Annotated in this window: 24 protein-coding genes; 15 read left to right on the forward strand and 9 right to left on the reverse strand. The window is 70.0% G+C overall.

Going from position 1 to position 24598, the window contains the following annotated elements:
• Positions 1-90: 90 nt before the first annotated feature.
• A complete protein-coding gene (gene acs, locus AC1DC5_RS00210) occupies positions 91-2121 on the reverse strand; it encodes an acetate--CoA ligase (RefSeq protein WP_441406442.1) in 2031 nt (676 codons plus the stop codon).
• A gap of 295 nt (positions 2122-2416) precedes the next feature.
• On the opposite strand from acs, the gene AC1DC5_RS00215 reads away from it, so the two are divergent.
• The 5 genes from AC1DC5_RS00215 to AC1DC5_RS00235 all read left to right on the forward strand — a co-directional run bounded on the left by AC1DC5_RS00215 (position 2417) and on the right by AC1DC5_RS00235 (position 6859).
• Positions 2417-3085, forward strand: coding sequence for a hypothetical protein (locus AC1DC5_RS00215; RefSeq protein WP_476863806.1), 669 nt, complete (start codon positions 2417-2419; stop codon positions 3083-3085).
• Positions 3082-3564, forward strand: a complete 483-nt coding sequence (locus AC1DC5_RS00220) for a hypothetical protein (protein ID WP_441406440.1) — start codon at positions 3082-3084, stop codon at positions 3562-3564. The genes AC1DC5_RS00215 and AC1DC5_RS00220 overlap by 4 nt, the downstream gene beginning before the upstream one ends.
• Before the next feature lie 204 nt (positions 3565-3768).
• Positions 3769-5202 carry a hypothetical protein gene (locus AC1DC5_RS00225; RefSeq protein ID WP_476863807.1) on the forward strand — a complete coding sequence of 478 codons (1434 nt, stop codon included), beginning with the start codon at positions 3769-3771 and terminating at the stop codon, positions 5200-5202.
• A gap of 146 nt (positions 5203-5348) precedes the next feature.
• Positions 5349-6164 (forward strand): endonuclease III, encoded by an 816-nt coding sequence (nth, locus tag AC1DC5_RS00230; RefSeq protein WP_476864150.1) that lies wholly within the window; start codon positions 5349-5351, stop codon positions 6162-6164.
• On the forward strand, positions 6161-6859 hold the full coding sequence (locus AC1DC5_RS00235; protein ID WP_441406438.1) for an NUDIX hydrolase: 699 nt from the start codon (positions 6161-6163) through the stop codon (positions 6857-6859). Before nth ends, AC1DC5_RS00235 begins: the two co-directional genes overlap by 4 nt.
• Here the strand turns inward: AC1DC5_RS00235 and AC1DC5_RS00240 are convergent.
• Positions 6848-7042: a YegP family protein gene (locus tag AC1DC5_RS00240; protein ID WP_441406437.1), complete on the reverse strand. Its 195-nt coding sequence runs from the start codon at positions 7040-7042 to the stop codon at positions 6848-6850. The two genes, AC1DC5_RS00235 and AC1DC5_RS00240, sit on opposite strands and share 12 nt — an antisense overlap.
• A gap of 140 nt (positions 7043-7182) precedes the next feature.
• Positions 7183-8907, reverse strand: coding sequence for a bifunctional 3'-5' exonuclease/DNA polymerase (locus AC1DC5_RS00245; protein ID WP_441406436.1), 1725 nt, complete (start codon positions 8905-8907; stop codon positions 7183-7185).
• 221 nt (positions 8908-9128) lie between these two features.
• Between AC1DC5_RS00245 and ssd the strand changes: the two genes are divergently transcribed.
• The 7 genes from ssd (at position 9129) to AC1DC5_RS00280 (ending at position 14451) form a co-directional block, all read left to right on the forward strand.
• On the forward strand, positions 9129-10157 hold the full coding sequence (ssd, locus tag AC1DC5_RS00250; RefSeq protein ID WP_476863808.1) for a septum site-determining protein Ssd: 1029 nt from the start codon (positions 9129-9131) through the stop codon (positions 10155-10157).
• Positions 10154-11536 carry a TadA family conjugal transfer-associated ATPase gene (locus AC1DC5_RS00255; protein WP_441406434.1) on the forward strand — a complete coding sequence of 461 codons (1383 nt, stop codon included), beginning with the start codon at positions 10154-10156 and terminating at the stop codon, positions 11534-11536. Before ssd ends, AC1DC5_RS00255 begins: the two co-directional genes overlap by 4 nt.
• A complete protein-coding gene (locus tag AC1DC5_RS00260) occupies positions 11533-12360 on the forward strand; it encodes a type II secretion system F family protein (RefSeq protein ID WP_441406433.1) in 828 nt (275 codons plus the stop codon). The genes AC1DC5_RS00255 and AC1DC5_RS00260 overlap by 4 nt, the downstream gene beginning before the upstream one ends.
• Entirely contained in the window at positions 12357-12974 is a 618-nt protein-coding gene (locus tag AC1DC5_RS00265; protein ID WP_441406432.1) for a type II secretion system F family protein, read from the forward strand. The genes AC1DC5_RS00260 and AC1DC5_RS00265 overlap by 4 nt, the downstream gene beginning before the upstream one ends.
• 156 nt (positions 12975-13130) lie before the next feature.
• Positions 13131-13466: a DUF4244 domain-containing protein gene (locus AC1DC5_RS00270; protein ID WP_441406431.1), complete on the forward strand. Its 336-nt coding sequence runs from the start codon at positions 13131-13133 to the stop codon at positions 13464-13466.
• 107 nt (positions 13467-13573) lie between these two features.
• Positions 13574-13957 (forward strand): TadE family type IV pilus minor pilin, encoded by a 384-nt coding sequence (locus tag AC1DC5_RS00275; RefSeq protein ID WP_441406430.1) that lies wholly within the window; start codon positions 13574-13576, stop codon positions 13955-13957.
• Between the two features lie 80 nt (positions 13958-14037).
• Positions 14038-14451 (forward strand): Rv3654c family TadE-like protein, encoded by a 414-nt coding sequence (locus AC1DC5_RS00280; protein WP_441406429.1) that lies wholly within the window; start codon positions 14038-14040, stop codon positions 14449-14451.
• A 116-nt stretch (positions 14452-14567) separates the two neighbouring features.
• Here AC1DC5_RS00280 and AC1DC5_RS00285 read toward each other — a convergent pair whose 3' ends face one another.
• Positions 14568-16955 carry a DEAD/DEAH box helicase gene (locus tag AC1DC5_RS00285; RefSeq protein ID WP_441406428.1) on the reverse strand — a complete coding sequence of 796 codons (2388 nt, stop codon included), beginning with the start codon at positions 16953-16955 and terminating at the stop codon, positions 14568-14570.
• A 62-nt stretch (positions 16956-17017) separates the two neighbouring features.
• Positions 17018-17710, reverse strand: a complete 693-nt coding sequence (locus AC1DC5_RS00290) for a GNAT family N-acetyltransferase (protein WP_441406427.1) — start codon at positions 17708-17710, stop codon at positions 17018-17020.
• 149 nt (positions 17711-17859) lie between these two features.
• Between AC1DC5_RS00290 and trhO the strand changes: the two genes are divergently transcribed.
• On the forward strand, positions 17860-18753 hold the full coding sequence (gene trhO / locus AC1DC5_RS00295) for an oxygen-dependent tRNA uridine(34) hydroxylase TrhO (RefSeq protein WP_441406426.1): 894 nt from the start codon (positions 17860-17862) through the stop codon (positions 18751-18753).
• Positions 18754-18843: 90 nt separating this feature from the next.
• On the opposite strand, the gene AC1DC5_RS00300 is transcribed toward trhO, so the two are convergent.
• The 4 genes from AC1DC5_RS00300 to srmL form a co-directional block, all read right to left on the reverse strand.
• Positions 18844-19377 carry a DUF6023 family protein gene (locus AC1DC5_RS00300; protein ID WP_441406425.1) on the reverse strand — a complete coding sequence of 178 codons (534 nt, stop codon included), beginning with the start codon at positions 19375-19377 and terminating at the stop codon, positions 18844-18846.
• 71 nt (positions 19378-19448) lie between these two features.
• Positions 19449-20018, reverse strand: coding sequence for a hypothetical protein (locus tag AC1DC5_RS00305; protein ID WP_476863809.1), 570 nt, complete (start codon positions 20016-20018; stop codon positions 19449-19451).
• Between the two features lie 67 nt (positions 20019-20085).
• Positions 20086-20547 (reverse strand): hypothetical protein, encoded by a 462-nt coding sequence (locus AC1DC5_RS00310; protein WP_476863810.1) that lies wholly within the window; start codon positions 20545-20547, stop codon positions 20086-20088.
• 66 nt (positions 20548-20613) lie between these two features.
• Complete coding sequence (gene srmL, locus AC1DC5_RS00315; RefSeq protein WP_476863811.1) at positions 20614-21771, reverse strand: PheS-related mystery ligase SrmL; 1158 nt, start codon at positions 21769-21771, stop codon at positions 20614-20616.
• 301 nt (positions 21772-22072) lie between these two features.
• Between srmL and AC1DC5_RS00320 the strand changes: the two genes are divergently transcribed.
• Positions 22073-22843, forward strand: coding sequence for a MerR family transcriptional regulator (locus tag AC1DC5_RS00320; protein WP_476863812.1), 771 nt, complete (start codon positions 22073-22075; stop codon positions 22841-22843).
• Between the two features lie 60 nt (positions 22844-22903).
• Entirely contained in the window at positions 22904-24565 is a 1662-nt protein-coding gene (locus AC1DC5_RS00325; protein WP_476863813.1) for a DUF7059 domain-containing protein, read from the forward strand.
• Positions 24566-24598: the final 33 nt, after the last annotated feature.

Below are 24598 nucleotides of genomic sequence, written 5' to 3' on the forward strand. Positions count from 1 at the left end.
CCCCTGAACAACGCCCGGGTTAACCGGCGACGGCGCCACCCACCAAAGGTGGGTGGCGCCGCCGCCGAACCGTCCCCGGCCGGCCTCCTTCTACTTCCGCAGCGACTGCGCGATCTGCGCCATCACGGTGTTGTCGGCCAGGGTGGTGGCATCGCCCACCTCACGGCCTTCCGCCACGTCCTTGAGCAGGCGCCGCATGATCTTGCCCGAGCGCGTCTTGGGCAGTTCGGGCACCACGAGGATGGTCCTGGGCTTCGCGATCGGCCCGATCTCCTTGCCGACGTGGTTCCGGAGTTCCTGCACAATCGCGTCCCCGGTGTCCACGGCGTCCCCGCGCAGGATCACGAACGCGACGACAGCCTGGCCGGTGGTCTCGTCCGCGGCGCCCACGACGGCGGCTTCCGCGACGGCGGGGTGGGACACCAGGGCGGATTCGATTTCGGCGGTGGAGAGCCGGTGGCCGGAAATGTTCATCACGTCATCGACCCGGCCGAGCAGCCAGATGTCGCCGTCGTCGTCCTTCTTGGCGCCGTCCCCGGCGAAGTACATGGCCTCGAAGCGGGACCAGTAGGTGTCCTTGAAGCGCTCCGGGTCACCCCAGATGCCGCGGAGCATGGCGGGCCACGGTTCGCGGATCACGAGGTAGCCGCCGGAGCCGTTCGGCACGGACTCGCCGAGTTCGTCCACGACGTCCACGGCGATGCCCGGGAGCGGGACCTGGGCGGAGCCGGGCTTCGTGGCGGTGACCCCGGGCAGCGGCGCAATCATCTGCGCACCGGTCTCCGTCTGCCACCAGGTGTCCACGATCGGGGCCGGCGTTTCCTTCCGCTCGCCGTTCTTCCCGGCGTTGCCGCCGATGACCTCGCGGTACCACATCCACGCTTCGGGGTTGATGGGTTCGCCCACGGAACCCAGGACACGGATCGAAGAGAGGTCGGACTTCGCCGGGATCTCCTTGCCCCACTTCATGAAGGTCCGGATGGCGGTGGGGGCGGTGTAGAGGATGGAGACCTTGTACTTCTCCACAATCTCCCACCAGCGGCCCTGGTGCGGGGAGTCCGGGGTGCCTTCGTACATGACCTGGGTGGCGCCGTTGATGAGCGGGGCGTAGGCGACGTACGAGTGCCCGGTGATCCAGCCGACGTCGGCCGTGCACCAGTACACGTCGGTTTCCGGCTTCAGGTCGAAGACGGCCTTGTGCGTGTAGGCGCCCTGGGTGAGGTAGCCGCCGGTGGTGTGCAGGATGCCCTTGGGCTTGCCGGTGGTGCCGGAGGTGTAGAGGATGAAGAGCGGGTGCTCGGAGTCATGCCCGACGGCGGTGTGCTCGGCGGAGGCGGTCCCGACGGTGTCGGCCCACCAGTGGTCCCGGCCCTCATGCCAGTCGACGTCCTGGCCGTTGCGCTTGACGACGACGACGTTCTGCACGGTGTGCCCGGTGCCGTCGCCCTCGTGGGACAGCGCCTCATCAACCGCGTGCTTCAGCGAGCTTGGCTTGCCGCGGCGGTACGTGCCGTCGGCCGTGACGACGAGCTTGGCCTCGGCGTCGTCAATCCGGGAACGGAGGGCTTCAGCGGAGAAGCCGCCGAAGACCACCGAGTGGATGGCGCCGATCCGGGCGCAGGCCAGCAGCGTGATGACGGCCTCGGGAATCATCGGCAGGTACACGGCCACACGGTCGCCCTTGGCGACGCCGAGGGACTCGAAGGCGTTCGCGGCCTTCTTGACCTCTTCGGTGAGCTGCGCGTACGTGTAGGTGCGGGTATCGCCGGGTTCGCCCTCGAAGTAAATGGCGACCCGGTCGCCGTGGCCGTTCTCGACGTGGCGGTCCAGCGCGTTGTAGGCGGCGTTGATCTCGCCTCCGACGAACCACTTGGCGAAGGGCGGCGTGGACCAGTCCAGGGTCTGCGTGAAGTCCTTGCTCCAGGTGAGCAGTTCCCGGGCCTGTTTCGCCCAGAAGGCGGGCCGGTCGGCGTCGGCCTCGGCGTAGTCGGCGGCGGTGACCACCGCGTTGGCCGCGAACTCGGGGGAGGGGGCGAACTTGCGGTTCTCGTGGGACAGGTTTTCGAAGGCATCGCCCTGGTGAGCCTGCGCCGTTGCGATGCCGGGTGTCTGCTGGGACATGGTGAACCTCATCATTCATCGATCCGTGCTGCGCGGGGCGTCCGTTCCGCCGCAGGGCCGTGCCGCGTGCGCGGCGTCGGGCATGGGCTGGTCACGGTCGTACCGCAAAGAGCTGTTCCGAAATACACACTAACGCCTGCGCCGCGCCCGGCGTGTGCCGCGTCACACAGCGAACCGTGAGCGGCGTTTGTTAAGCGCCGAATGGCGGTGGGGGCATGTCCAGGCTCTGGCGCCGGCGGCCGTCGTTCGCCAGAATGGGCCGGGATGACGCAGCCGCTGATTGGGGGAATGAAACATGAAGTTTTGGGACCCGGTGCCGGACAACCCGTGGCCGCAGGGCATGGCCATCCGCGTGGACGACACCCCGCACCACCTGACGCTCCTGCTGTTCATCCGCCACGCCTGGGACATAGCGGCCGACGCCGATGTCCCCCGCCTGGAGCCGGTGCCCGGCGCCGGGACATCGAGGATCCCGGACTCGGCGACGCCGGTAGAGTGGGAAGCCCGCTGGCACCGGGCCTGGGCCCGGGCGTGGGACTGGTATTCCGTGGAGGAGCCCGATCCGACCGTCCACCCGACTCCGGCCCACCTCCGGTTGGTCTCGCAGCCGGGACACGGCCTCGATCCGTTGGTTCCGCCGTTCTGGCAGGCGGACTATGGCTGGGCCGGTATCGACGCCGGCGCGTACAACTCCTGGCAATGGGCGTCCGGACCCCAGGCTGACGCCCATCCGGGCCGGGGCGCGGCCGAGCTGCCTGAGCCTCAAAGCCTGCCCGCCCTGATCGCCGCCTGGGAGAACGGCCTGGACACCGTGATCGTCCTGCCATACCGGGGACACTTCGCCCGGCGCATCACCGCCCGGCACCTGGCCGTCTCTGCCGCCACCCGCAACGAACCGGCCGCCTACAGCCGGGCCCTGCACACCTTCGGTTCCGGGCAGCAGCCGGGGACCGGTGAGCGATGAACCTGTACCAGGGGAAACGACGCCGGCTGCGGACACTGGCCTGTGCGCTCGCCGTCGGCATTTTGCTGGGTGTCGCGGCCTGCGCCGGCGCGCCACATGCCGCCGACCGCAGCTACCGCGGCGTGGTGGCGTCGCCCTCCGTGGCGCCCGACGCCTCCCCGGGATCCTCTTCTACGGCGTCCCCCGCACCGCCCCAGGGGTCTGGGACGCCGCTGGCGGGGTGGGTGGACAAACCCCGGCGGTTCGGCGTCACGCTGTGGGGAAGTTCCAGTTGCCCGGCCGTCCCGACCCGGATTGAAGCGGCCGGCAGCGATCGGGTGAACATCACCTTCGAGCAGGCCGGAGACAACGTCTGCACCGCCGACCTTGCGCCGACGACGCACGAATTCACCGTTCCGGCCGGGGCGCACACCCTTCCGCTGGCCGTGACCCTCGTCGACGGCCAGGGCGGGACCATGCACACCTTCGTGCTGGAATGACACACACCGGGAGCCGCGGCACCGGGATGCCGGGCCTTGTTTCATGCCGCTGTTCACGGCTTGTCAGCTAGTGATCGGCCAGCCACTTGACTAGGCTGAGATGAAGTTGTGACATCCGATGGAGGCGACGGGACTGCTCGCGGTCCCTGCTCGGCTGCCGTTAGACGGTGCTGTCCAGAGTGCCGCCGTGCTAAGGAGAACCGAATGAACGAGCAAGCAAACGGGCAGCTCAAGCAGCCCGCCCAGAGCCAGGGCAACGGCGGAGCGGAACGGCCCGCCGGCTACGGGGAAGCGCCCCGCTTCACGGTGGACAAGGCCAACAGCAAGACGGCCGGCAAAAAGAACGAAGCGGTCCTGGGGCCATTCACCATCCGTGATCTCACCGTTTTCGGCTCGACCCTGATTCTCTTTGTGGCCTCGCTAATTCCGATGTTTGCCGTCCGCTACAACCTGTGGAACCTGGGCAGCCTGTTCTTCCTGGGCCTCGGGATCATCCTCCCGGTGATCGTTGCCGCACTGTTCGTGGCGCGCCGCGTCAGTCCCGCAACGAAGATGCGGGTCGGCTCCCTTTCCGTAGACCAGTTCGGCTCTGTGGTGGCGTCCTTCTCCGTTGCGTTCTTCTTCCTGTCCATCGCGGGCGCATTCGTGCCCAGCATGTTGCTGGCCCTCGTCGGCGCCCTCGGGCTCCTCGCGGCCACCGTGCTGGGCCGCCTGATCCCCTTCTTCGCCGGCGATTTCCTGGACCGTGCAGAGGTGCCCGCCCACATTGTGGCCCGTGAATCGGCGGTCCCCGTCCGCAAGCCCCGTGCCCCCAAGGCCCCGAAAGAGGCCGCGGACGAGAAGGCGCCCAAGGCCGCCGGCACCAGCGCCGTCGCCGGCTGGGCGAAGCGGATGACCCCTGGTGGGCAGTCTGCCAAGGACACGGCCCCGCGCGGCTACGAGTCGTTAGGTGCTGCCGCCGGCGCAGCGGGCGCGGCCGCAGCCTCCGGTGCCGCGGCCGGCGCCGCAGCTTCGACGCCGCCTCCGGCCCAGCAAGCACCCGCCCCGCAGGCACCCGCCCAGCAGGCACCTGCCCAGTCCGCCGCGCCCGCCCAGTCCGCCGCGCCCGCCCAGTCCGCCGCGCCCGCCCCGGTGGTCAGTTCCCCGGAAACTCAGGCCGCCGCCGTCGTGCCTGCAGCGTCGGCCCCGGCGGCACCGTCCGCCGCCGAGCAGACCCAGGCCGCCGCCGTAGTGCCTCCCGCCGCAAAATCACCCGCAGGCGATCAGGCCCCGGACGCACAGGCCCGGGCCGCCGCTGCTGCCGAGGACACCCGGGCCGCCGAGGTTCCGGCCGCTTCAAGCCACAGCGCACCCACCACCGTGAACCCGCAGGTGCGCCAGCAGGAGCCGATCGGCGCCACGGTCGACCCCGCAAGCCGACCCGAGGAAGACGACGTCCAGCCCGTTCACGAGGCATTCTGGTTCGCCGTTGCCCAGCCCCGCACCGCCGTGGATGAGCACACCGGAGCAGCGGCCTTCGTGATCGAGCCCGGCGGCTGGGTGCTTGCCCTGGAGGACCGGGGCCACGAGTTCCTGGTCCAGCACACCGACGGCCGCGTTGGCGTGCTCCGGGACCTCAGCAACATCGAACGCGGTTAGCCGGCCCGGTGGCCACCGACTCGAGCATCCCGGCCGCCGGCAGCGCAGCGACAGGCAGCGCCCCTTCGGACGCTGTACCGGCCGCCGGTCGTGGCGCTGCGCCGGGCGGCGCCAAAAGCGCCGGCCGCAAAACCGCCGGCCGCAAAATCACAGAGACCAAGACCGCCGGGCCGCGGGCAGCGGGGGAGTCCCTGCTGGGCCTCAAACGGCGTGCCCGCCGGATCAACAAGGCGCTGGCGGAGCAGTATCCGTATGCGCACGCGGAACTCGATTTCCGCAGTCCGTTCGAGCTGGTGGTGGCCACGGTGCTGTCCGCGCAGACCACCGACGTCACGGTCAACGCGATCACGCCCCTGCTGTTCGGCCGTTACCCGGACGCGCGCAGCATGGCGGAGGCGGACCCGGCCGAGCTGGAGGCCATCCTTAAGCCCACCGGGTTCTTCCGGGCCAAGACCAGGAACCTGATGGCGCTGTGCAACCGGCTGGTGGATGAGTACGACGGCGAGGTGCCCGGCAGGCTCGCTGATCTGGTGACGCTTCCCGGCGTCGGGCGGAAGACCGCGAATGTGGTGCTCGGAAACGCTTTTGGCATCCCCGGCATCACCGTGGATACCCACTTTGGCCGTCTCGCCAAACGCTTCGGCTGGACGGATTCGGAGGACCCGGTAAAGGTCGAATCCGACGTCGGCGAACTGTTCGAACCGAGGGACTGGACCATGCTCTCGCACCGGGTGGTGTTCCACGGCCGGCGCGTGTGCCATTCCCGCAAACCGGCCTGCGGGGCGTGTGCGGTGGCGAACTGGTGCCCGAGCTACGGCATGGGCGAGACGGACCCTGAGAAGGCGAAGAAGCTGCTGAAGTACGAACTGGCACCGGGACAAGAAGAGTTGCTGTCGAAGCTCCTCGCAGAGACGCACCGGGCCGCGGAGATCCGGATGGAATCCCAGAGGAAGCCACGGTGACGGCCCGTCAGGACCTCATCGACCTGGTGGCCGCGGTGGAGGCCGGAACGGCCCCGCCACCTGATCCGCGCTGGCGCGAACTCGCCGTAGAGTCCGGGGACCGCGTCCGCCGGGCGGCCGTACTGATGCTCTTCGGCTCGCTCGATGATGTCCCGGCGGCCTCGGTCAAGGTCCTTGCCCCGGCTGATCTGGATGTCCTGCTGCTGCAGCGCGCCCAGACCCTGGATGACCATCCGGGGCAGGTTGCCTTCCCGGGCGGCGGCATCGACCTGGGCGAATCCGTCACCGACGCCGCCCTGCGGGAAGCAGAAGAGGAAACCGGGCTGGACCCGGCCGGCGTCGAGGTCCTCGGCGTGATGCCGGAACTGGCCCTCCCGCGCGGAAACTTCCTGGTGACGCCGGTCCTCGGGTGGTGGGCGTCCCAGTCACCCGTTCGCGTGGTGGACTACGGCGAGTCTTCCCAGGTCTTCCGGGTCCCGGTCCGGGACCTGCTGGACCCGGACAACCGCGTGATGGCCACCGTGACCCGGGCCGGGCAGACGTTCCACAGCCCCGCCTTCACCGTCAACGACGTGGTGGTCTGGGGCTTCACCGGGATGATTCTGAACCAGCTCTTCGAGCAGCTGGGGTGGGCGGTCCCCTGGGACCGCACCAGCTTGCTCAGCGTCGATACCTGGAGCCGGCTAGACGGCTAAGGCGCGTGACTTGTCGACCACCAGCCCGGTCGCGGCGTTCTCCCGCACGGCGTTGATGCCCGCGGCGGCGCCCTTAATCGTGTTGAACAGTGGTGAAACGGCGACCACCGTTCCGTCGGATGCCGTCAGCTTGAAGAAGTACTTCTTCTCGCCGGCCATGGCGATCTCAAAAATGCCAGCCAAGGTGCTGCCTCCCCAAGAAATATGCGTCGTTGCACGGCCGATGACTATCGGTTCAACCACCGGCCTTTTCGAGAGTAACCGCCGTCACACGAGGGCACAACGCTACCGACGGGTACGTTACGCCGGTCGGGTCACAAGCACTATTTGGCGTTGTCGTAGGAGTCCACAACCGCCACACTGACCGGGAACTCCACCGGGATCCTGCCGAACAGCAGTTCCTTGGCGGCGGCGGCCGCCTCCTCGATGGCCCGGATGCAGTCGGCCACCGCGGCTTCGGGGCTATGGACCATGACTTCGTCGTGGAGAAAGAAGACCAGTTCCCCGGAGGGGGTGCCGTCCGCGCGCATGGTGCGGAGCCGCCGTCGCAGTTCTGCCAGCCAGCAGGCTGCCCAGTCTGCCGCGGAGCCCTGGACCACGAAGTTGCGGGTGAACCGGCCGCGTGAGCGGGCGAGCGAATCGGCCCGACGCTGTTCCTCGGCGCTGGTCGACTGCTGGCTTTGCAGCCAGCGCAAAGATGGCGGCGGGCTACTGCGGCCCAGCCGTGACGTGACGGTCCGTCCGGCCTCACCCTCGCGGGCGGCCTGTTCCACGTAGCCCACGGCACGCGGATAGGTGCGGGTCAGCTGCGGCATCAGGCGGCCGGACTCGCCGGTTGTGGCCCCGTAGATCGCCCCAAGCAGCGCCACCTTCGCCTTGGCGCGGTCGCCGCCGAAACCCTGCGCGGCGATGCCGGCATACAGGTCCTTATCGCGCGCAGCCTCGGCCATCTTGGCATCCTGCGCCAGCGCCACGAGCACGCGGGGTTCGAGCTGGGAGGCGTCGGCGACGATCAGCTTGTGTCCCGGATCGGCATGGACGGCGCCTCGGATCTGCCGCGGGATCTGCAGCGCCCCGCCGCCCCGGGAGGCCCAGCGGCCGGAGACCACGCCGCCCACCACGTACTCCGGCTGGAACCGGCCGTTCTTTACCCAGGCATCCAGCCAGGCCCAGCCGTTGGCGGCGTGCAGGCGGGAGAGCTTCTTGAAGGCCAGGAGCGGTTCGATCGCCGGGTGGCTGGATTCCTTCAGTTCCCACTGCCGGGTGGTCTTCACCTCGATGCCGTTCCGGTGCAGGGCGCGCATGAGCTCCTGCGGGGAGTCCGGGTTCAGCGCGGGCGAATTCAGCAGCTGCCGCAGCTCGGCGGTCAGCGCTTCCAGCTTGGCCGGGCGGTGCCCCTGGGGAGGCCGGGGGCCGAGGTAGTCGGCCAGGATCTGCTCATGCAGTTCCTCCCGCCACGGCACGCCTGTGTGCTGCATTTCGGCGGCGATCATGGCGCCGGCGGACTCGGCGGCGAGCAGGAGCTGGAGGCGCTGCCTGCGGTTGTCGCCGTGGTGTTCGACGCCGGCCCCTCCGGCCTGGCTGAGGGCGTCCTGCTGGGCGGCGTATTCGGCGCGGAGGTCCTCGGGGCTGTGCCGGGGCGCCTTGCGCCAGCCGGGGTCATCAAACAGGGCACCCTGGTCGGCCGGCGGGGGTGGGGGCTGCAGCGCGCGGGGCGGCTGCTGCAGTTCGTCGTCCTGGGTCAGTTTCTCCGCGTTCTGCGCGTACGCGGTGTGGGCAGTGAACTCCGAGTGCGCCAGGATCGCGCCGCACAACGTGAGGTCGTAGCAGCGTTCCAGCTCCACGCCGGCGGCCAGCAGGGCGGGGTACCAGTCCTGGGTGCGGTGCCAGATCCAGCGCGGCCGGCGCTGTTCGAGTGCACGCACGACGCCGGCCAGCTCGGCGGCGCTGACGACTTGCAGTGCGGGTGCGTCCGGGTGCGGGGCGCCGTCTGCGGTGAGTTCCTGGAGGGCTGCGCCGTCAGCGTGGGCGGCGAGCAACAGGTACATAGGGTCAATTCTGCCCTGCGGTGCGGAGTGCCTTGTCCATGGACCCGTTCACGGGCTTGTCCACATAGCCGCCGGCACGGGTTATGGCGGCTCAGCGGGACGTGAAGAGTTGCCGCATGAGCAGGCACCAGCTAGCAAGTCCCGGGTCTGGCCCGTTGCCAGGCCCCGGGGCCGGGGGCGGGCCAGAGTCCGGGCCGTGGATTCCGGACGGGTCGCCGGAGATGCTGCTGGTGACGGGGGACGGGCTGCTGCGCGGTGAGGTGGAGCGGATCGTGGCGGCGTCCGGCGGCCAGCTGCGGACGGTCGGGACCATCAGGGAGGCGGCGCAGGTCTGGGACACGGCCGCGGTGGTGCTGCTCGGCAGCGATATCCACGAGTTGCCGCCGCGGGGACGGTCGCCGGCTGTCCTCGTTGGACTCAATGGAGACGGCGACCGCCTGTGGCAGCTGGCGGCTGCCGTCGGAGCTGAACGCGTCGCAGTGTTGCCGGAGGCCGCTACCTGGCTCGCGGAGTTCCTCAGCCGCGCCCGGACTCCCGAGCCGGGCGGGCTGGTCCTCGGGATTGTCGGCGGCTGCGGCGGCGCCGGGGCCAGCACGGCCGCTGTCTGGCTGGCCAGTGCCGCCGCCCGGGAGGGCGTGCGGGTTCTGCTGGTGGACGGAGACCCGTGGGGCGGGGGACTGGAACTGGCGCTCGCCGCCGAAGAATCGGCCGGGCTTCGCTGGCCGGACCTGGCCGACGCCGACGGCACGATCGATCCCCGCCAGCTCGCCGATTCCCTGCCGCTTGCCGGGGGATTCCCGTTCCTGTCCTGGCCCGGGAACAAGGAGCGCCACAGCGGAGTGGACCACGCCGTCGTGGCCGGAGTGCTGGACGCCGCCCGGCGCGGCTACGAGCTGGTGGTCGTGGATATCGGCCGGGGACGTGAAACGCTGCGGACTTTCGCGTGGGACTGCGACCGGATGATCGTTGTTGCCCCCGCTCTGCTGCGGGCGGCCGTGGCAACGGCTCGGCTCCTGCAGGACCTTCCTCCGGTGGACACGGTGCTCGTGGTGCGGGGCAAATCCGGGACCTCACTGGATGCAGGGCTGATAGCCGAGTCTGTCGGGCTGCCCCTGGCCGGGATCGTGCCGGACGTCCGGCGGGCCGCAGCCGCCACGGAGGCCGGGCGGCTGCTGGACGCCGGACGGCAGCGCAGTGTGCGGCGGTTTACCGGAATGGTCCTCGACTTCGGCGCAGGACCCACGCCATGAGCGCCGCCCATTCGGCGTCGGGGCCCCCGGACGCCGGGTCCAGCCCGGGCATCCCGCGGTACCGGGCTCCGGCCCGCGCCTCCGTTGACGCGCGGCTGCTGGAGTCGGTCCGGGAATCCGTGATGTCCGACGCGGGCCCGGTGACTCCGTCGCGCGTGGCAGCCGCTGTCCAAGCGAGTGGACGCCTGCTGGGGACGGCCGGTGCGCTGGCCGCGGTCGAGGGCATCAGCGCGGAATTGAATGGTCTGGGACCGCTGCAGGTGCTGGTCCGGGACCCCGCCGTGACAGACATCTTCGTGAATGGCCCGGGTGCCGTCTGGCTGGACCGCGGGGACGGGCTCGAAAGGGCGCCGGTATCGTTCTCCGGCGAGCCGCAGGTCCGTGCGCTGGCGGCGCGGCTGGTGGCAGCCGGCGGCCGGCGGCTGGACGACGGTTCCCCTTGCGTCGATATCAGGCTCGACGGCGGCTTCCGGGTTCATGCCGTCCTGCCGCCGATCTCCACCGCGGGGACACTCCTGAGCATCAGGATCCGGCGTGAACGGGTCTTCTCCATGGACGAGTTACGGCGGGACGGAATGTTCGGGGCACTGGTGCAGGCCGTGCTGGAACGGATGGTCGCGCACCGCTTGAGCTTCCTGATCAGCGGCGCCACCGGGTCGGGGAAGACCACACTGCTCGCCACCCTCCTCGGCCTCTGTCCGCCGGGCGAGCGGCTGGTCCTGATCGAAGACGCCGCGGAGCTGAATCCCGTCCACCCGCACGTTGTCTCGCTGGAGGCGCGGCACGGCAACCTTGAAGGGGGCGGCGTCGTGGACCTGGGCGAGCTCGTGCGGCAGTCCCTGAGGATGCGGCCGGACCGGCTGGTGGTGGGGGAGTGCCGCGGTGCCGAAGTACGGGAACTGCTGGCCGCCATGAACACCGGCCACAGCGGAGGCGGCGGAACCATTCACGCCAACACCGCTGCCGACGTGCCCGCACGGCTGGCCGCGCTGGGGGCGCTGGCCGGGATGGGACAGGACGCGGTGCGCCTGCAGGCGGCCAGCGCCCTCGACGCTGTGGTTCACGTGGAACGGCTGGACCTTGGGCGGGCCGTGGCCGGCATCGGCGTGTTGGAAGACGGCCCTGCCGGGCTGGTGGTCGGTTCCGCGCTGGACATCTGCGGCGGGGCCGTCCGGGCTGGGCCGGCCTGGCCCCTGCTGGCGGTCCGCCTGGGGTTGGACCCCGACAGTGTTGCTCACGACGGACCTGGCCCCGGCAGACTGTCTGCCGGCGGGCTGGACACACCCGGCGTCGCCGGATCAGCACAGCTGCGGGAAGCGGAATCGGCAGAGCCGGCGGAAGAAGCGGCGCGGGAGGATCCGGGCGGGGGAACGGCATGACCGCCGCCCTCGTGGGCGTCCTTGCGCTCGCGGTGTTCCTGGCGTTTTCGCGGGCGGGTGCCCCGCCACACCGGATCCGCGTGACGTTGACCGGCGCACGCCGTGGGGTTCCCGCCGGCCCGCCCGCAGGACCCGGCCCGGTGTCCCGATGGCGGCGCCGGAAGGATCCGGCCGTTTCGATGAACTTGCTCGTGCAGCAGTTGGCGGCCCTGCTGAAGGGCGGCCGCGCCCCCGCGCGGCTGTGGGACGAGCTGTGGCTCCTGCATGTTGCCGGTCCCGCCGCGGCCTTGTCCGGGGAGCCACTGCCCCGCCGGGCCGCGGCACTTGCGCCGGGATCCGTGCGGATGCTCGCGGCAGCCCGTGCGGCCGCGATGCGCGGGTCTCCCGTGGGAGCCGCCATCCGCTCCGCCGGCGCGGCTGGCGCCGGCCGAACAGCCGGAACGACCCAGGACAGGGATGCGGGTCTGTGGGGGTCCGAGCGACGCGTCTGGTTTCAGCTCGCCGCATGCTTTGATGTTGCCGAAGCCACCGGCTGCCCGCTGGCGGACGTGTTGACAAGATTCGCCGCCCAGCTTGAGGCGGAGGACGACGCCGAGGGCGCCCGCCAGACGGCGCTGGCCGGCCCCCGCGCAACCGTGCGGCTGCTGACATGGCTGCCGTTCCTCGGTCTTGGCCTGGGTTTGCTGCTCGGGGTGGATCCTGTCGAGGTCCTGCTGGCAAACCCCTGGGGTGTGGCGGCGCTCGTGGCGGGCCTGGCACTCACAGCGGCGGGCCGGTTCTGGTCGGCACGGCTCGTCCGGGCGGCGGAGGGACTGCAGCCGTGACGGCAGTCGCCGCGGGCTGTGCGGTGATGGCGATCCTGGCGATCGCTGCCTTCGCTGCGTGCTCCGGCGGCGGCATCGCCAGACGTCGGCTCAGGCGCCGGACGCTGCCTGCTCCGGACGCCGTAATGTTGAGCGGCACGCGATGCGGTGACGGGCCATCCGCGGCACCCGGCGCGCCCGGGACCGGGCTCCGTGATGTGGCCATGATGCTGGAACTGATCGGCGCGATGCTCGACGCGGGAGCCGGTCTCGGCCGTGCCCTGGCGCTGACTGCAGAGCTGGCAACCCCCGAGGTCCGTGGTTCGCTGCGGCCGGTCGTCGCGGCGCTCGCCATTGGCGCCGACTGGGACACAGCCTGGCGCGGCTCCGGCATCCGGTCGCCGGGACTTCTTGCCCTGCGTGATGCCCTGGGGTTTGCCGCGCTCACAGGAGCCCCGTCCTCCGCGATCCTGTACGCCCAGGCGGCACGCCTGCGCCGCGAACGGTTCCGGACCGCGGAGAAACAGGCCGCAGCCCTGGGCGTGAAGCTTGTGGTGCCGCTCGGCCTGTGTTCGCTGCCGGCATTCGTCTGCCTCGGCGTGGTTCCTGTGCTGCTGGCGATGCTGCCGGGCTGATCCTGACGTGTCGATCCTGCCGGACCCATCCGGCCGAGGTGACCCTGCAACGGAGCGGTACCCGTTGGCCAGGAGCATTCCCCCACAGGCTTCCTGGGCCGGACTTTTCCACTTGGCAGCAAACGCCCCTTTCCGGCCGCCCACCCGGCCGGAACAGTGGAGAGTGCCGGCGGTCCCGCCGGAATCCGAGGAAAGGAAAGTCCCATGCCAGCCCAGTACTTTGAGCCCGTCCGCACTGTCCGGGTGGTCCACGCCGAACCGGACAACGCTGAGGTCCGCGAAATCTATCCGGGAGCCAGTACTGCGGGCCCGTTCCGGGCGCGAAGGCCCCGAAAGCTGTTTGGCTCCGAGGGAGGGATGGCGACGGCGGAATACGCCATCGCCACGCTCGCCGCCGTGGGATTTGCCGGCATTCTCGTCTTCATCATGCGCAGTGATGAGGTCCGGGGCTTTCTGCTGAACCTCATCCGCACGGCGCTCGCCCTGCCATGAGCCCCGGCCGGCCGGCGGGGCGAATGAAGCGGGGTGCGGCGCTTCCGCCCGCTGCCGCGAGCGCCCGCGGCCGGCCGGGCGCTGCCGCCGGACCATGCCGCGGCGCTGTGACGGCCGAATTCGCGGTCGCGCTGCCCGCCGTCCTGCTCCTGCTGGCACTCCTGCTGGCCGGCTCTGCGGCGGGAGTCACGCAGCTTCGCCTGGAGGAAGCAGCCCGGGCCGGCGCCCGCGCACTGGCCCGGGGCGACGATGCCGGAGCGGTGGACGTGATCGTCCGCCGGCTCGCGGGCAACGCGGCGGCATCAGCAGTGGCGTCCGACGGCGAGTGGCTCAGCGTGACGGTCTCGGACAGGGTTCCCGGTGCCGTCGGTTCGCTCGTTCCCTGGACTCTCTCGGCCCGCGCCTGGGTTCGGGGCGAATCGGCCGGCCCTTCAGCTGCGGCCACGGTTCCCTGGACTGGGGGCCACCAGATGCAGGGCCTCACCGGATGACGCAACCGCAACAGCACCCGCGCATACCCGATCCGGGCAGGCATCCGGAGTGTTCGGGGCACCCGGAAGCCCTGGAGTGCTTGGGACACACGGAATCCTTCGAGTTCTTGGTGCACTTGGAATCCCCGGAGTGCGCGCACCCGGAACCCCAGGAATCCCCGGAACGCGGCGCCGGAACCGTCCTGGCGCTGGGATTGGGGATGCTGGTCCTCGCCGCGGCGGTCCTGATCATGCTACTGGCCCAGTCGGCTGCGATGGCGTTCCGGGCGGCGGCCGCCGCAGACCTGGCGGCCCTGGCCGCCGCCGATGCTGCCCGGGGGATCACACCCGGAGAGCCATGCGCCGTCGCCGCGGACGTGGCGCGCCGGAATGGGGCCAGGGTCCTGAGCTGTCTGGAAGGACCCGGGAGCACAGTGCAGGTCCGCACCGAGCTCGATACCCATCCGCCCTGGGGCGGGGCCACCGGTCTGGCCAGGGCCGGGCCGCCGCCCTGAGCCCGTGCCTGCCGCCGCCGTCGGCCGGTGCCAAAGATCCGGGCCGGCCCCTGGTGAAGCCTACGGCCGGACCGGCAGTAGCCATAGCCACGTCACCGCTGCGTCCGCTGCTGCGGTTAGGCCTGCAGCGGTGTCCCGGCGTGGTCCGGCAACGTGGCCTGCATCTGGTCTGTCGCGTCCTTGAGCAGCACGTCGATGAGGGTCACGGCGGCGTCCTTGTCGAGGGGGTTGTTCTTGTTGCCGCACTTGGGCGACTGCACACAGGACGGGCAGCCGGACTCGCACTCGCAGGCCTCGATCGCGTCCCGGGTGGCGGCGAGCCAGACCCGGGCCTTTTCGTAGCCGCGCTCGGCGAAGCCTGCCCCGCCGGGGTGGCCGTCATAGACAAAGATGGTCGGCACCCCGGTGTCGGCGTGGATGGCCGTGGACACGCCGCCAATGTCCCAGCGGTCGCTGGAGGCAACCAGGGGCAGAAGGCCGATCGCCGCGTGTTCCGCAGCGTGCAGTGCGCCGGGGAATTGCGCCTCGATCAGCCCCGCACCGGTCAGCGATCGGTTGTCCACGACGAACCACACGGCCTTGGTGAACAGGTCCCGGGCACCAAGCTGAAGCGGTTCCTCCCCGAGGATCTCGTTCGAAATCAGGGCCTTGCGCTGGAAGGAAACCACCTGCGTTGTTACTTTCACATCACCGAAATGCACCGCCACATCGCCCCACTCGGTGGTGCGCAGCGTCTCGAGCACTTCGATCTGGGTCACGTCGCGGGCTGTGGTGTAGTAGTCCGGGTTCGCGCGGCGCACCACCACGCAGTGATCGTCCTCGTTCAGGTCTTCCACCACATAGCTCTCGCCCTGGTGGACGTAGATGGCGCCCGTGTGGGCCTGGTAGTGCGTCTGCGGGGAATCCATGGTCCCGAGCAGTGACCCGGTGTCGGCATCCACAATGCTCACCGGCCCGCCGCCGTCGGCCCTCAGGTTCACCATGCCCGCGGCACTTTGCGGGTGGGTCCAGAACCATCCGGCGGGGCGCCGGCGCAGGTAGCCCTGGGCCACCAGCTGGTCGAGCAATTTTTCGGACGTGGCGCCGAACAGTTCCAGCTCGGCGTTTCCGAGCGGCAGTTCCGCGGCGGCGGCACACAGATGCGGGCCCAGCACATAGGGGTTGGAGGGATCAAAGACAGTGGCCTCCACCGAGACGTCGAAGATCGCCTCGGGGTGGTTCACCAGATATGTGTCCAGCGGGTCGTCGCTTGCTACGAACGCGGCGATGGCATCCTGCCCGGCCCGGCCCGCCCGGCCGATCTGCTGGAACAACGACGCGCGGGTACCCGGCCACCCGGCAACCAGCACCGCGTCGAGGCCGGAAATATCGATGCCAAGCTCCAAGGCTGACGTGCTGGAAACGCCCAACAGCTCGCCGGAGCGCAGCGATTTCTCCAAGGCCCGGCGTTCCTCGGGCAGGTAGCCGGAGCGGTAGGCAGCCACCCGCTGCGGCAGGCTGGGGTCCACCTCGTCGAGGAGGCGCTTGGTGATGCTGGAGATGGTCTCGGCGCCGCGCCGGGATTTGATGAAGGCAATGGTCCGCACCCGCGAGGACACCAGATTGGCCAGCAGGTCCGCGGTTTCAGCCACGGCCGTGCGCCGTTCCTTGGCGCCGTTCTCGCCCCGGAGCTCGGTCAGGGCTGGCTCCCAGAATGCGACCGTGGTGGCGCCGTGCGGCGAGGAGTCCTCGGACACGGCATTCACCGGAGCGCCGATGAGCCGGCCGAAGGAGGTCCCGGGCTCGGACGCCGTGGCAGAAGCTGCGATGAACACCGGCCCGGACCCGTCCGGGCTGTAGTAGGCGCAGATCCGCCGCAGCCGGCGCATCAGGTTGGCCACATGGGATCCGAAGACGCCGCGGTAGCTGTGGGCCTCGTCCACGATCACGTAGCGCAGCCGGCGGAAGAACCGGGCCCACCAGGCGTGGTTGGGCAGGATCCCGAAGTGCAGCATGTCCGGGTTGGCCAGTATGAAGTTCGCGTGGTCCCGGATCCACCGGCGGGACGCGGGGTCGGTGTCGCCGTCGTAGGTCTCGGCCCGGACGGTGGGGAGCTGCAGCGCCCGGATGGCGGCCAGCTGGTCCGCTGCCAAGGCCTTCGTGGGGGACAGATATAGCGTGACGGCGCCGTCGTCGTGGATCTTGCCCGGATCGGCGAGGACGCGCAGCTCGGACCGATGGACCGCGTCCAGCGCCGGTAGCTGGTACGCCAGCGATTTTCCGGAGGCGGTGCCGGTGGCGATCACCACGTGTTCGCCGGCGTGGGCGAGTTCGGCGGCCTGGATCTGGTGGCGGTAGGGCTCGTGGATGCCGAGCGAACCGTAGGCGTTCACGAGGTCGGCGTGCGCCCACTCGGGCCACGGTGCGTGCACGGCCTGGCGGGCGGGGATGGTGCGCACATGACGGAGCTGCTCCGGGTCCGGGCCGCGGCCCAGCAACGGAATCAGGGACTCATGTGGGTTCACTCGTACATTCTTTCACCCGGCCTCAAATCGTCCGGGTGGAAGAGGCAGCAGGGCCCGGAGCCTCAGCCCACGGACAGGTCCGCGCCCTCGTCCGAGGCGGAGAGCATCAGCACATGGCAGACCGCGGTCCAGCCCAGGTGCGAATACAGCTTCTGCCCGTCCAGGGAAGCGAGCAGCAGCCCGGTTTCGACGTCGTGCTCGAAAGCCTGGGCGGCGAGTGCCCGCATGATGAAGCTGCCCAGGCCCCGGCGTTTGTATCCCGGCTCTGTGACGATCTTGTCGAAGATCGCGGTGTGGTCCACCACAAACACCTGCCCGCTTGCTGCCACCTCGTCCCCGGCGTAGACCGTGGCATGGTGGACGCCGTCAGTCCGCGACGGCACCCACCGGAGATCATCATCCGGAAGCCAGGGATCCTCGGCGTCCTGGGTCTCCATGTCCACGATCATCATGGTTTGCGAGGCCGAGGTGACATTGAGCCCGTGCTGCTGGGCGAGGAAGGTGTACCGCGCGACGTCGTTCGTGAGGATCGTGAGGATACGGGCAGGTACTTCAGCGGTGGTGGCGGCCAGCGCGGCGAACTCAGCATCGGAGGGGTTGTGGGCGAAATATTCCCATTCATGAGTGGTGTCCGCCCGGAAGGCCGCAGGGAACCGGCCCTCCCTGCGTGTCTCATATCCCCGGCAGCCGGCCCAGCCGGTGACCCAGATTTCCAGCAGATGGGTAGTGTCTTCAACCATGGCCTCAAGACTCATGAGATGAGCGTATTCCAGCCCCGCCACAAGCAACAGGGGCCGGGTCAGGGAACAGTCACTGCTTACGCAATTGTGACCGGACCGCTCCGCCGGAACGGGCGCTGCCGGGGCCGGCAGCCCTGCTTTGGTCCACCCAGTACCCTTAAAACGTGGCTCTGAACAGAATTGTGCTCTTTTACGGCTTTACCCCTCTCGCGGATCCGGATGCCATCCGGCTCTGGCAGCGCGCCCTCTGCGAGAAACTCGGCCTGACCGGCCGCATCATCATCTCCAAGGACGGCATCAACGCGACGGTCGGCGGCGAATTGAACGCGGTCAAGCAGTACGTGAAGACGACGCGGGAGTACAAGGGCTTCCACGGCATCGACGTGAAATGGTCCGACGGCGGGGCCGCGGACTTCCCCCGGCTGAGCGTCAAGGTCCGCGACGAGATTGTGTCCTTCGGGGCCCCGGGAGAGCTCAAGGTCGATGCCAGCGGCGTCGTCGGCGGCGGGACGCACCTACAGCCCGCGGAACTGCACCAGCTCGTGGAAGCGCGGAAGGAGTCCGGTGAGGAGGTTGTCTTCTTTGACGGCCGCAACGGCTTCGAAGCCCAGATCGGCAAATTCAAGGACGCGATCGTCCCGGACGTGGCCACCACCCACGACTTCATCAGGGAACTCGACTCGGGCAAATACGACGCGCTCAAGGACAAGCCGGTGGTCACCTACTGCACCGGCGGCATCCGCTGCGAGGTGCTGTCCAGCCTCATGGTGAACCGCGGTTTCAAGGAGGTCTACCAGCTCGACGGCGGGATTGTCCGCTACGGCGAAACCTTCAAAGACCAGGGCCTCTGGGAGGGGTCCCTCTACGTGTTCGACAAGCGCATGCACGTGGAATTCAGCGAGGACGCGAAGACCATCGGCGAATGCGTCCGCTGTTCGGCGCCCACCAGCAAGTTTGAGAACTGCTCCAACGCGTCCTGCCGCACGCTTACTCTGTACTGCCCGGACTGCGCCGCCAGCCCGGAGACGCTCCGCTGCCCGGACGGCTGCGCGGCCTAGATCCCGCGGCCTAGACCCCGCGGCCCAGATCCCGCGGTTGGAAACCTGCGTCCCGGCCGCTGCCGGGACCGCTGGTTGCGCCGTAAAACCTCAGATCCGGCTCACGCGGTAGGCGAAGTTGGCCCCGCTCTTTGCTTCCACCTTGATGTGGAGGATAACGTCCGCGGGCAAATAGACGACGTTGACCCGCGAATTTCCGCAACGCAGGTTCAGGTCCACCAGTTCCGTGTCGTCAAGACTGACGCTGAACGAAACCCGGCGCGGACTCCGGCAGGCCAAGGTCAGGGCGTAGCTGCCCTCGGGCAGGCTCGCCGTGGTCTCCTCCCGCTCCTCTTCGGCTTCCAAGATGCCGTAGTTGGTGTGCAAAACCTGCCCCTCGGATTCGGGCAGCACCTGCGCCACCCACGCGTCCAGCTCTGCGCCGGAGACGGGCTGGTTCACGGTGGGATCCCGCGGCAGCGCCGGATCGGTGAAAGCGGGGGCGGAGGCGGGCGCCGTCCCGCTGGCTGACCCGTCGTCATATTCGTAGGCACAGCCGGACAGCGCCAGCAGCAGCACAAAGAGGATCCTCACGGCGGATGCCGTGCGGGTCCGGGGCACGCCCGACGCCGGAACTGTGGGCATAGCCTGACGTTAGCCCTCCACGGGGCCGGGCACCAGAGTCCAAGGGCCCTCCGGCAGTTCGGGTCCGGCGCCTACTGCCCGGGGCCGTTGAAGCCGATCCGGATCCCCGCGACGGCCCCGGTTGCGGGCACCGGAGCGCCTCGGCCGTAGTGTATGAGGTGCGCCGAGACGGACCCGGGTACCAGGTCCACCAGCGCTTCCGCCGCGCTGCCGCAGTCGAGGTTGAGCTCCAGGAGGGTGCCGCCCTCCCGGGCCCCCTGGGTGACGGACAAATGCGCGTCCGGTACGCCCACGCAGGCCGCCGTGACCTTGTACTGGCCGGCCTGTCGAACGGGGCCTGACGTCGAGAACCCCCCGCTGTTGGTGCCGATCCCGCTCGATCCGCCGAACAGGTAGTCCGCCGATGAGCCGTCGAGGACGGCCCCGAGTTCCAACAGGTTGCGGGATTCGGCGGCAACGACTGCCGGATCCCGGGTCGGCAGCGCCCTCGCCGGATATGACCGGCTGGGAGCGGCAGCCGGAGGTTCGATGTCGTCCGCGTATTCACACCCGGCCAGCCCCGCGGCGACGGCGGCCACCGCCAGCACCACGGCTGCTTGGCGCGTCCGGCGCGTCAGGTGCATACTCCCAGTAGCAGACATGCACCGAGCCTAACGGCCGGGGCCGGGGGCGCAAGTCACAGAGGCGTGTCCGGGGCGGGCCCGGCTGCTACGCCGCGGGCACCAACTGGTAGGCGTAGATGAGGGGGGCATCAACACTCGAGGTGCTGATCTGGAGCGTCCTGGCCGCCGGAACCTTGATGCGTGCCGTCTCGCGGCTTCCGTTGCAGGCCGCCCCCGCCTCGCTCAACCGGGTGCCGTCAAGGGAGACGTCGAAGAAAGCCTTGCCGCCGCCGTCGCAGGTGATGGTCAGGACGTAGGTGCCGGGCCCGATCCCGGTTGCCGTCTTGACGATCGGGTCCCGGTTGAGGATCTTTCCAGCATCTTCGACCACTATGCCGCTGGCCGGCGGAAGCGCCGTCGCCTTCCACGACGGCACATCGGCTGACTCGATTGAAACGGCAGGGGAGCACGCGGCGGCGGCCAGGACGACGGCGGCGCCCGCCGCCGCGACAAGTGCGCGCTGCCGGACGGCACGGGCGCGGAGGGGGCTGGTGTTGCGGAAGAACATTCCTCAAACTTACCGCTGTTGCCGGCGCCCCCGGACCGCGCCCGCCCCGGACCGCGCCCCCGCGCCCTACCCGCTGATCAGCTCCATCACGCGGCCCCGGTGCAGGGCAAGGTATACGCGATCCCGGATGAGGTTGGCCTCCTCATCGGTCAGCGTCCGGTCGAGCGGCTGCAGCACCATCCGCAGCAGCACGTTCACCTGCTCCGGAGCGAGCCGGAGCCGCTCGACGGCGGCGGGCGGTAGCTCCGACGCCGGGGTGACGGCCCGGATCTCCAGTGCAGCCAGCACCTCGGCCTCCGCCCCGAGGGCCGTCCGAGCACGGTCTCCCAGCAGCTCGACGTCGGCCTCCGCCGCGGAGCCGAGCACCAGGGACAGGTCACGCCTGATTTCCGGCAGAACCGACACCGGCCGGTAGGGGCTCAGATCCAGCAGCTGGGCCTGGACATCGGGATTCTCCGAGCGAAGCAGCCGGATGTCCCGGATGCCCTTGCGCAGCATCAAGGCACGGTCCAGCCCCAGTCCCATGGCGAGGCCGGCCCAGCGGCGCGGGTCCAGCCCGGAGCCGCGGAGAACCTGCGCGGCGACGAGGCCGCATTCGGCCAGTTCCAGCCATTCCCGCGTGCCGTCCGGCTGGGTGACGAGCACGTCGAGCTGCCTGCCCGTGTCCGTGTAGCTGTGGGTTGCCGGGGTTGCGCGCCACTCCAGGTCCGGGTGCAGTGCGGCGGGAAGGACCGCCTCCACCACAGCGCCCATCATCTCGTGCAGCGCGGCCGGGCCCAGCAGGCCGCGTGCCTTAACTCGCCACAAATCCACCTGGTGCGGGGCGCCGACATGGGTGCGGTCGATCGAGTCCCGCCGGTACACCAGGCCGGGCAGTGCGTGCAGCCGGTCGTAGCGGCCCATGTCCTGGCGCAGCGCGTCCAGCAGCGCCGGAACGCCCGCCGAGGTGTGGCTCCGCAGCATCACCGTGGGGCTGACATGGCGGGAGTAGCGCGAATCGCGAGTGACGTCGTCGGGGGAGTAGCCCAGGCGGTCGTAGTTATCGGCGGTTGCGACAAGGGGGCTGATCCGGTGTGTTTCCGCCCCGATGCCCCAGAGGCGTTCCAGCGCCACTGTGACGTCTGCCAGCAGCAGTGACATCGCGTGGGGGCCTTGGGCGGGATCGGACAAATCGCGGAGCGCCAGCGCGGATTGAAGCTCGGCGGGGGTCAGATAATTCTTCATGAGGGGTCCTTGGTCTTGTGTGCGGGAAGGGGGAAGCTTCACCCTCAGCCGCTGCACCGGACGGACCCCGGCGGCTGCAGTTATGCGCGCGACAAGAAGCCCGTGCGGCCGGAAAGCGGCCGAGGGCTGATAAATCGCTGCTGCGTATGCATACCGCCCATGCTACTGCAGGCCGTAGGGGTCCGGACCGACCGCCCCGCACGGGCCTTGACCACGGGTCTTGACCTTGACGTAGCGTCAACATCTAGCATCAGATGACCGGCCCGGAAGCGGCTGGCGCGGAGCGGAAGGAGGGTGCCAAGTGGAGTGGTCCGTGCAACAGATCGCCCGAAGCGCCGGCACCACGAGCCGGACACTGCGCCACTATGACGACGTTGGGCTGCTCAAACCGAGCCGGACCGGAGCCAACGGCTACCGGTTCTACGACCAGGCTTCGCTCGTGCGGCTGCAGCGCATCCTGCTCCTGCGGGACCTCGGGCTCGGGCTGCCGGCCATCGCGGAGGTCCTCGCTCACGAGCCCGACGCCGAACAGGCACTGGGCCGCCACCTGGACTGGCTGCGGCAGGAACAGGACCGGCTGACGCGGCAAATTGCGTCGGTCCGGCAGACGATTGAAGCACTGAAAGTTGGAGGAGAGATCATGGCGGAGAAAATGTTCGACGGCTTCGACCACACCCAGTACAGGGACGAGGTGGAACAACGCTGGGGCAAGGAAGCGTACGCGGACAGCGACGCCTGGTGGCGGGGGATGGACCCCGCCGGGAAGGAAGCCTGGAAACTGCGTTCCCGCCAGCTGGGCAGCGACTGGACCGCGGCCGCCGAGTCGGGAATCGCGGCGGACAGTGCCGAGGCCCAGGAGCTGGCCCGGCGGCATGTTGAATGGCTGACCGGAATTCCCGGCACGCCGGCGTCTGCCTCCGCGACTGGGAGCGGCGGCGACGTGAAGGGCTATGTCACGGGGCTCGGCGAGATGTACGTCGCCGATCCGCGCTTCGCCGCAAACTACGGCGGCGACGCCGGGGCAGCCTTCGTCCGCGACGCCCTGCGGATCTACGCCGCGAAGCATCTCTAGGGCCGGAGCTCGAGCCCGCTGGCGCCGGGGGCCGGCCTGCGCCGGGACTAAACTTGTCCGGTGACTCCCTCAACGCATTTCACGGCCGGCAACACTCCCGACGCGCCCCGCAGCGACCTCCCCGGCCTGCTCGGTTCCCTGGCCACGGACCTGCGCGGCATCGGCTATACCGTTGACGGCGTCGCCGGCCTCCTCGGCCCGGCAGCGCACAGCGCCCTGAGCCGCGACCAACTCGTCCCCGCGCTGATCATCACCGAGGCGGCGGCTCGGGCGGAGACGACGGCGGCGCTCGCCGCCGTCGTCCGTTTCTGGCTGCTGGCCGAACCGCAGCCGGCCGCAACGCTCGACGCCGCACTGCCCGGCGTCCGCACGGAGGGCCTCCTGGAACTGGGCCTCGTGGAACCGGCGGCGGAGGGCCGGGTCCAGGCGAAGGTGGACCTTCGGCCGTACGGCTGGGAGGAGGCCCCGGGGGACGGCGCCGAGGGGGACGGCACCCAGGGGGAAGACGCCGACGGGAGCGGCGGGGCCGAGCTCTGGGTGGCCAGTGACCTGGCGGCCCACCAGCGCCCGGGCGTGCTGCGCCACGACCACGTGCTAGGGATCGGGCAGGCCTCCACCACCCTGGTGCAGGTCACCGCCCGCCGGCATGTGGCCCGTGCCCTGGACCTCGGCACCGGCTGCGGCATCCAGACGTTCCACCTCCTGCATCACGCCGAGCACGTCACCGCCACCGACATCTCGGACCGCGCCCTCGCGTTCACCCGCTTCAACCTGCTGCTCAATTCCGGCCAGCTGCACCTGGACCCCGCCGATCTGGAAGCCCGGGTCAGCCTGCGGCAGGGCTCCCTGCTCGATCCGGTGGCGGGCCAGGAGTTCGAGCTGGTGGTCTCCAACCCGCCCTTCGTGATCACGCCGCGCAGCGCGGGCGAGGCCGCCGCGGACCAGTTCACCTACCGCGACGGCGGCCTGCCGGGCGATGACATCGTCGCCTCGCTGGTCCGGGCCCTTCCCTCGGTCCTCGCCCCCGGCGGAACAGCCCAGCTTCTGGGCAACTGGGAGATCCCGGCGGGCGCTGCCTGGGCGGAACGGCCGCAAACCTGGGCCAGTCCGGACGCGGATGTCTGGCTGATCCAGCGCGAGCAGGTCAGCCCGGAGCAATACGCCGAGACGTGGCTGCAGGACGCCTCCGAGGCGCGCGACCGGCGGCTCTACCAGGACTCGTACGCCGCGTACCTGGACGATTTCGCCTCCCGCAGTGTCGAGGCCATCGGCTTCGGGATGATCTGGCTGCGGCGGCCCGCAGCGGGCGCCCCGGTGCTGACGCGCTTCGAGGAAATCACCTATCCGATCGAGCAGCCCGTCGGCCCGCATCTCGGCGCCGCCGTGGAGCGCGCCGACTGGCTGGCCGACCACGATCTGGCGGCCGCGCACCTGCTCGTGGCCGGGGACGTGACCGAGGAGCGGCACCAGCGCCCCGGAGCCGAGCACCCCGGCGTCATCCTGCTGCGCCAGGGAGCCGGCCTGCGCCGCACCAACCTGCTGAGCACCGAACTGGCGGGCTTCGTCTCAGCGTGCGACGGCGACCTGTCCGCCGGGCAGATCGTCGGCGCCCTCGAGGCGCTGCTGGGCGGGGGAGAGGGCTGGGACGGGGAGGCCTTCCGCGCCGGCCTCCTCGCCGAGGTGGGCAACCTGGTCCGCGACGGCTTCCTGCTGCCCGCCTGACCCGGCGGGAGCGGCCGGGCGTACCGCGTCGTC

The organism is Arthrobacter sp. 10L424 (genome assembly GCF_056395325.1).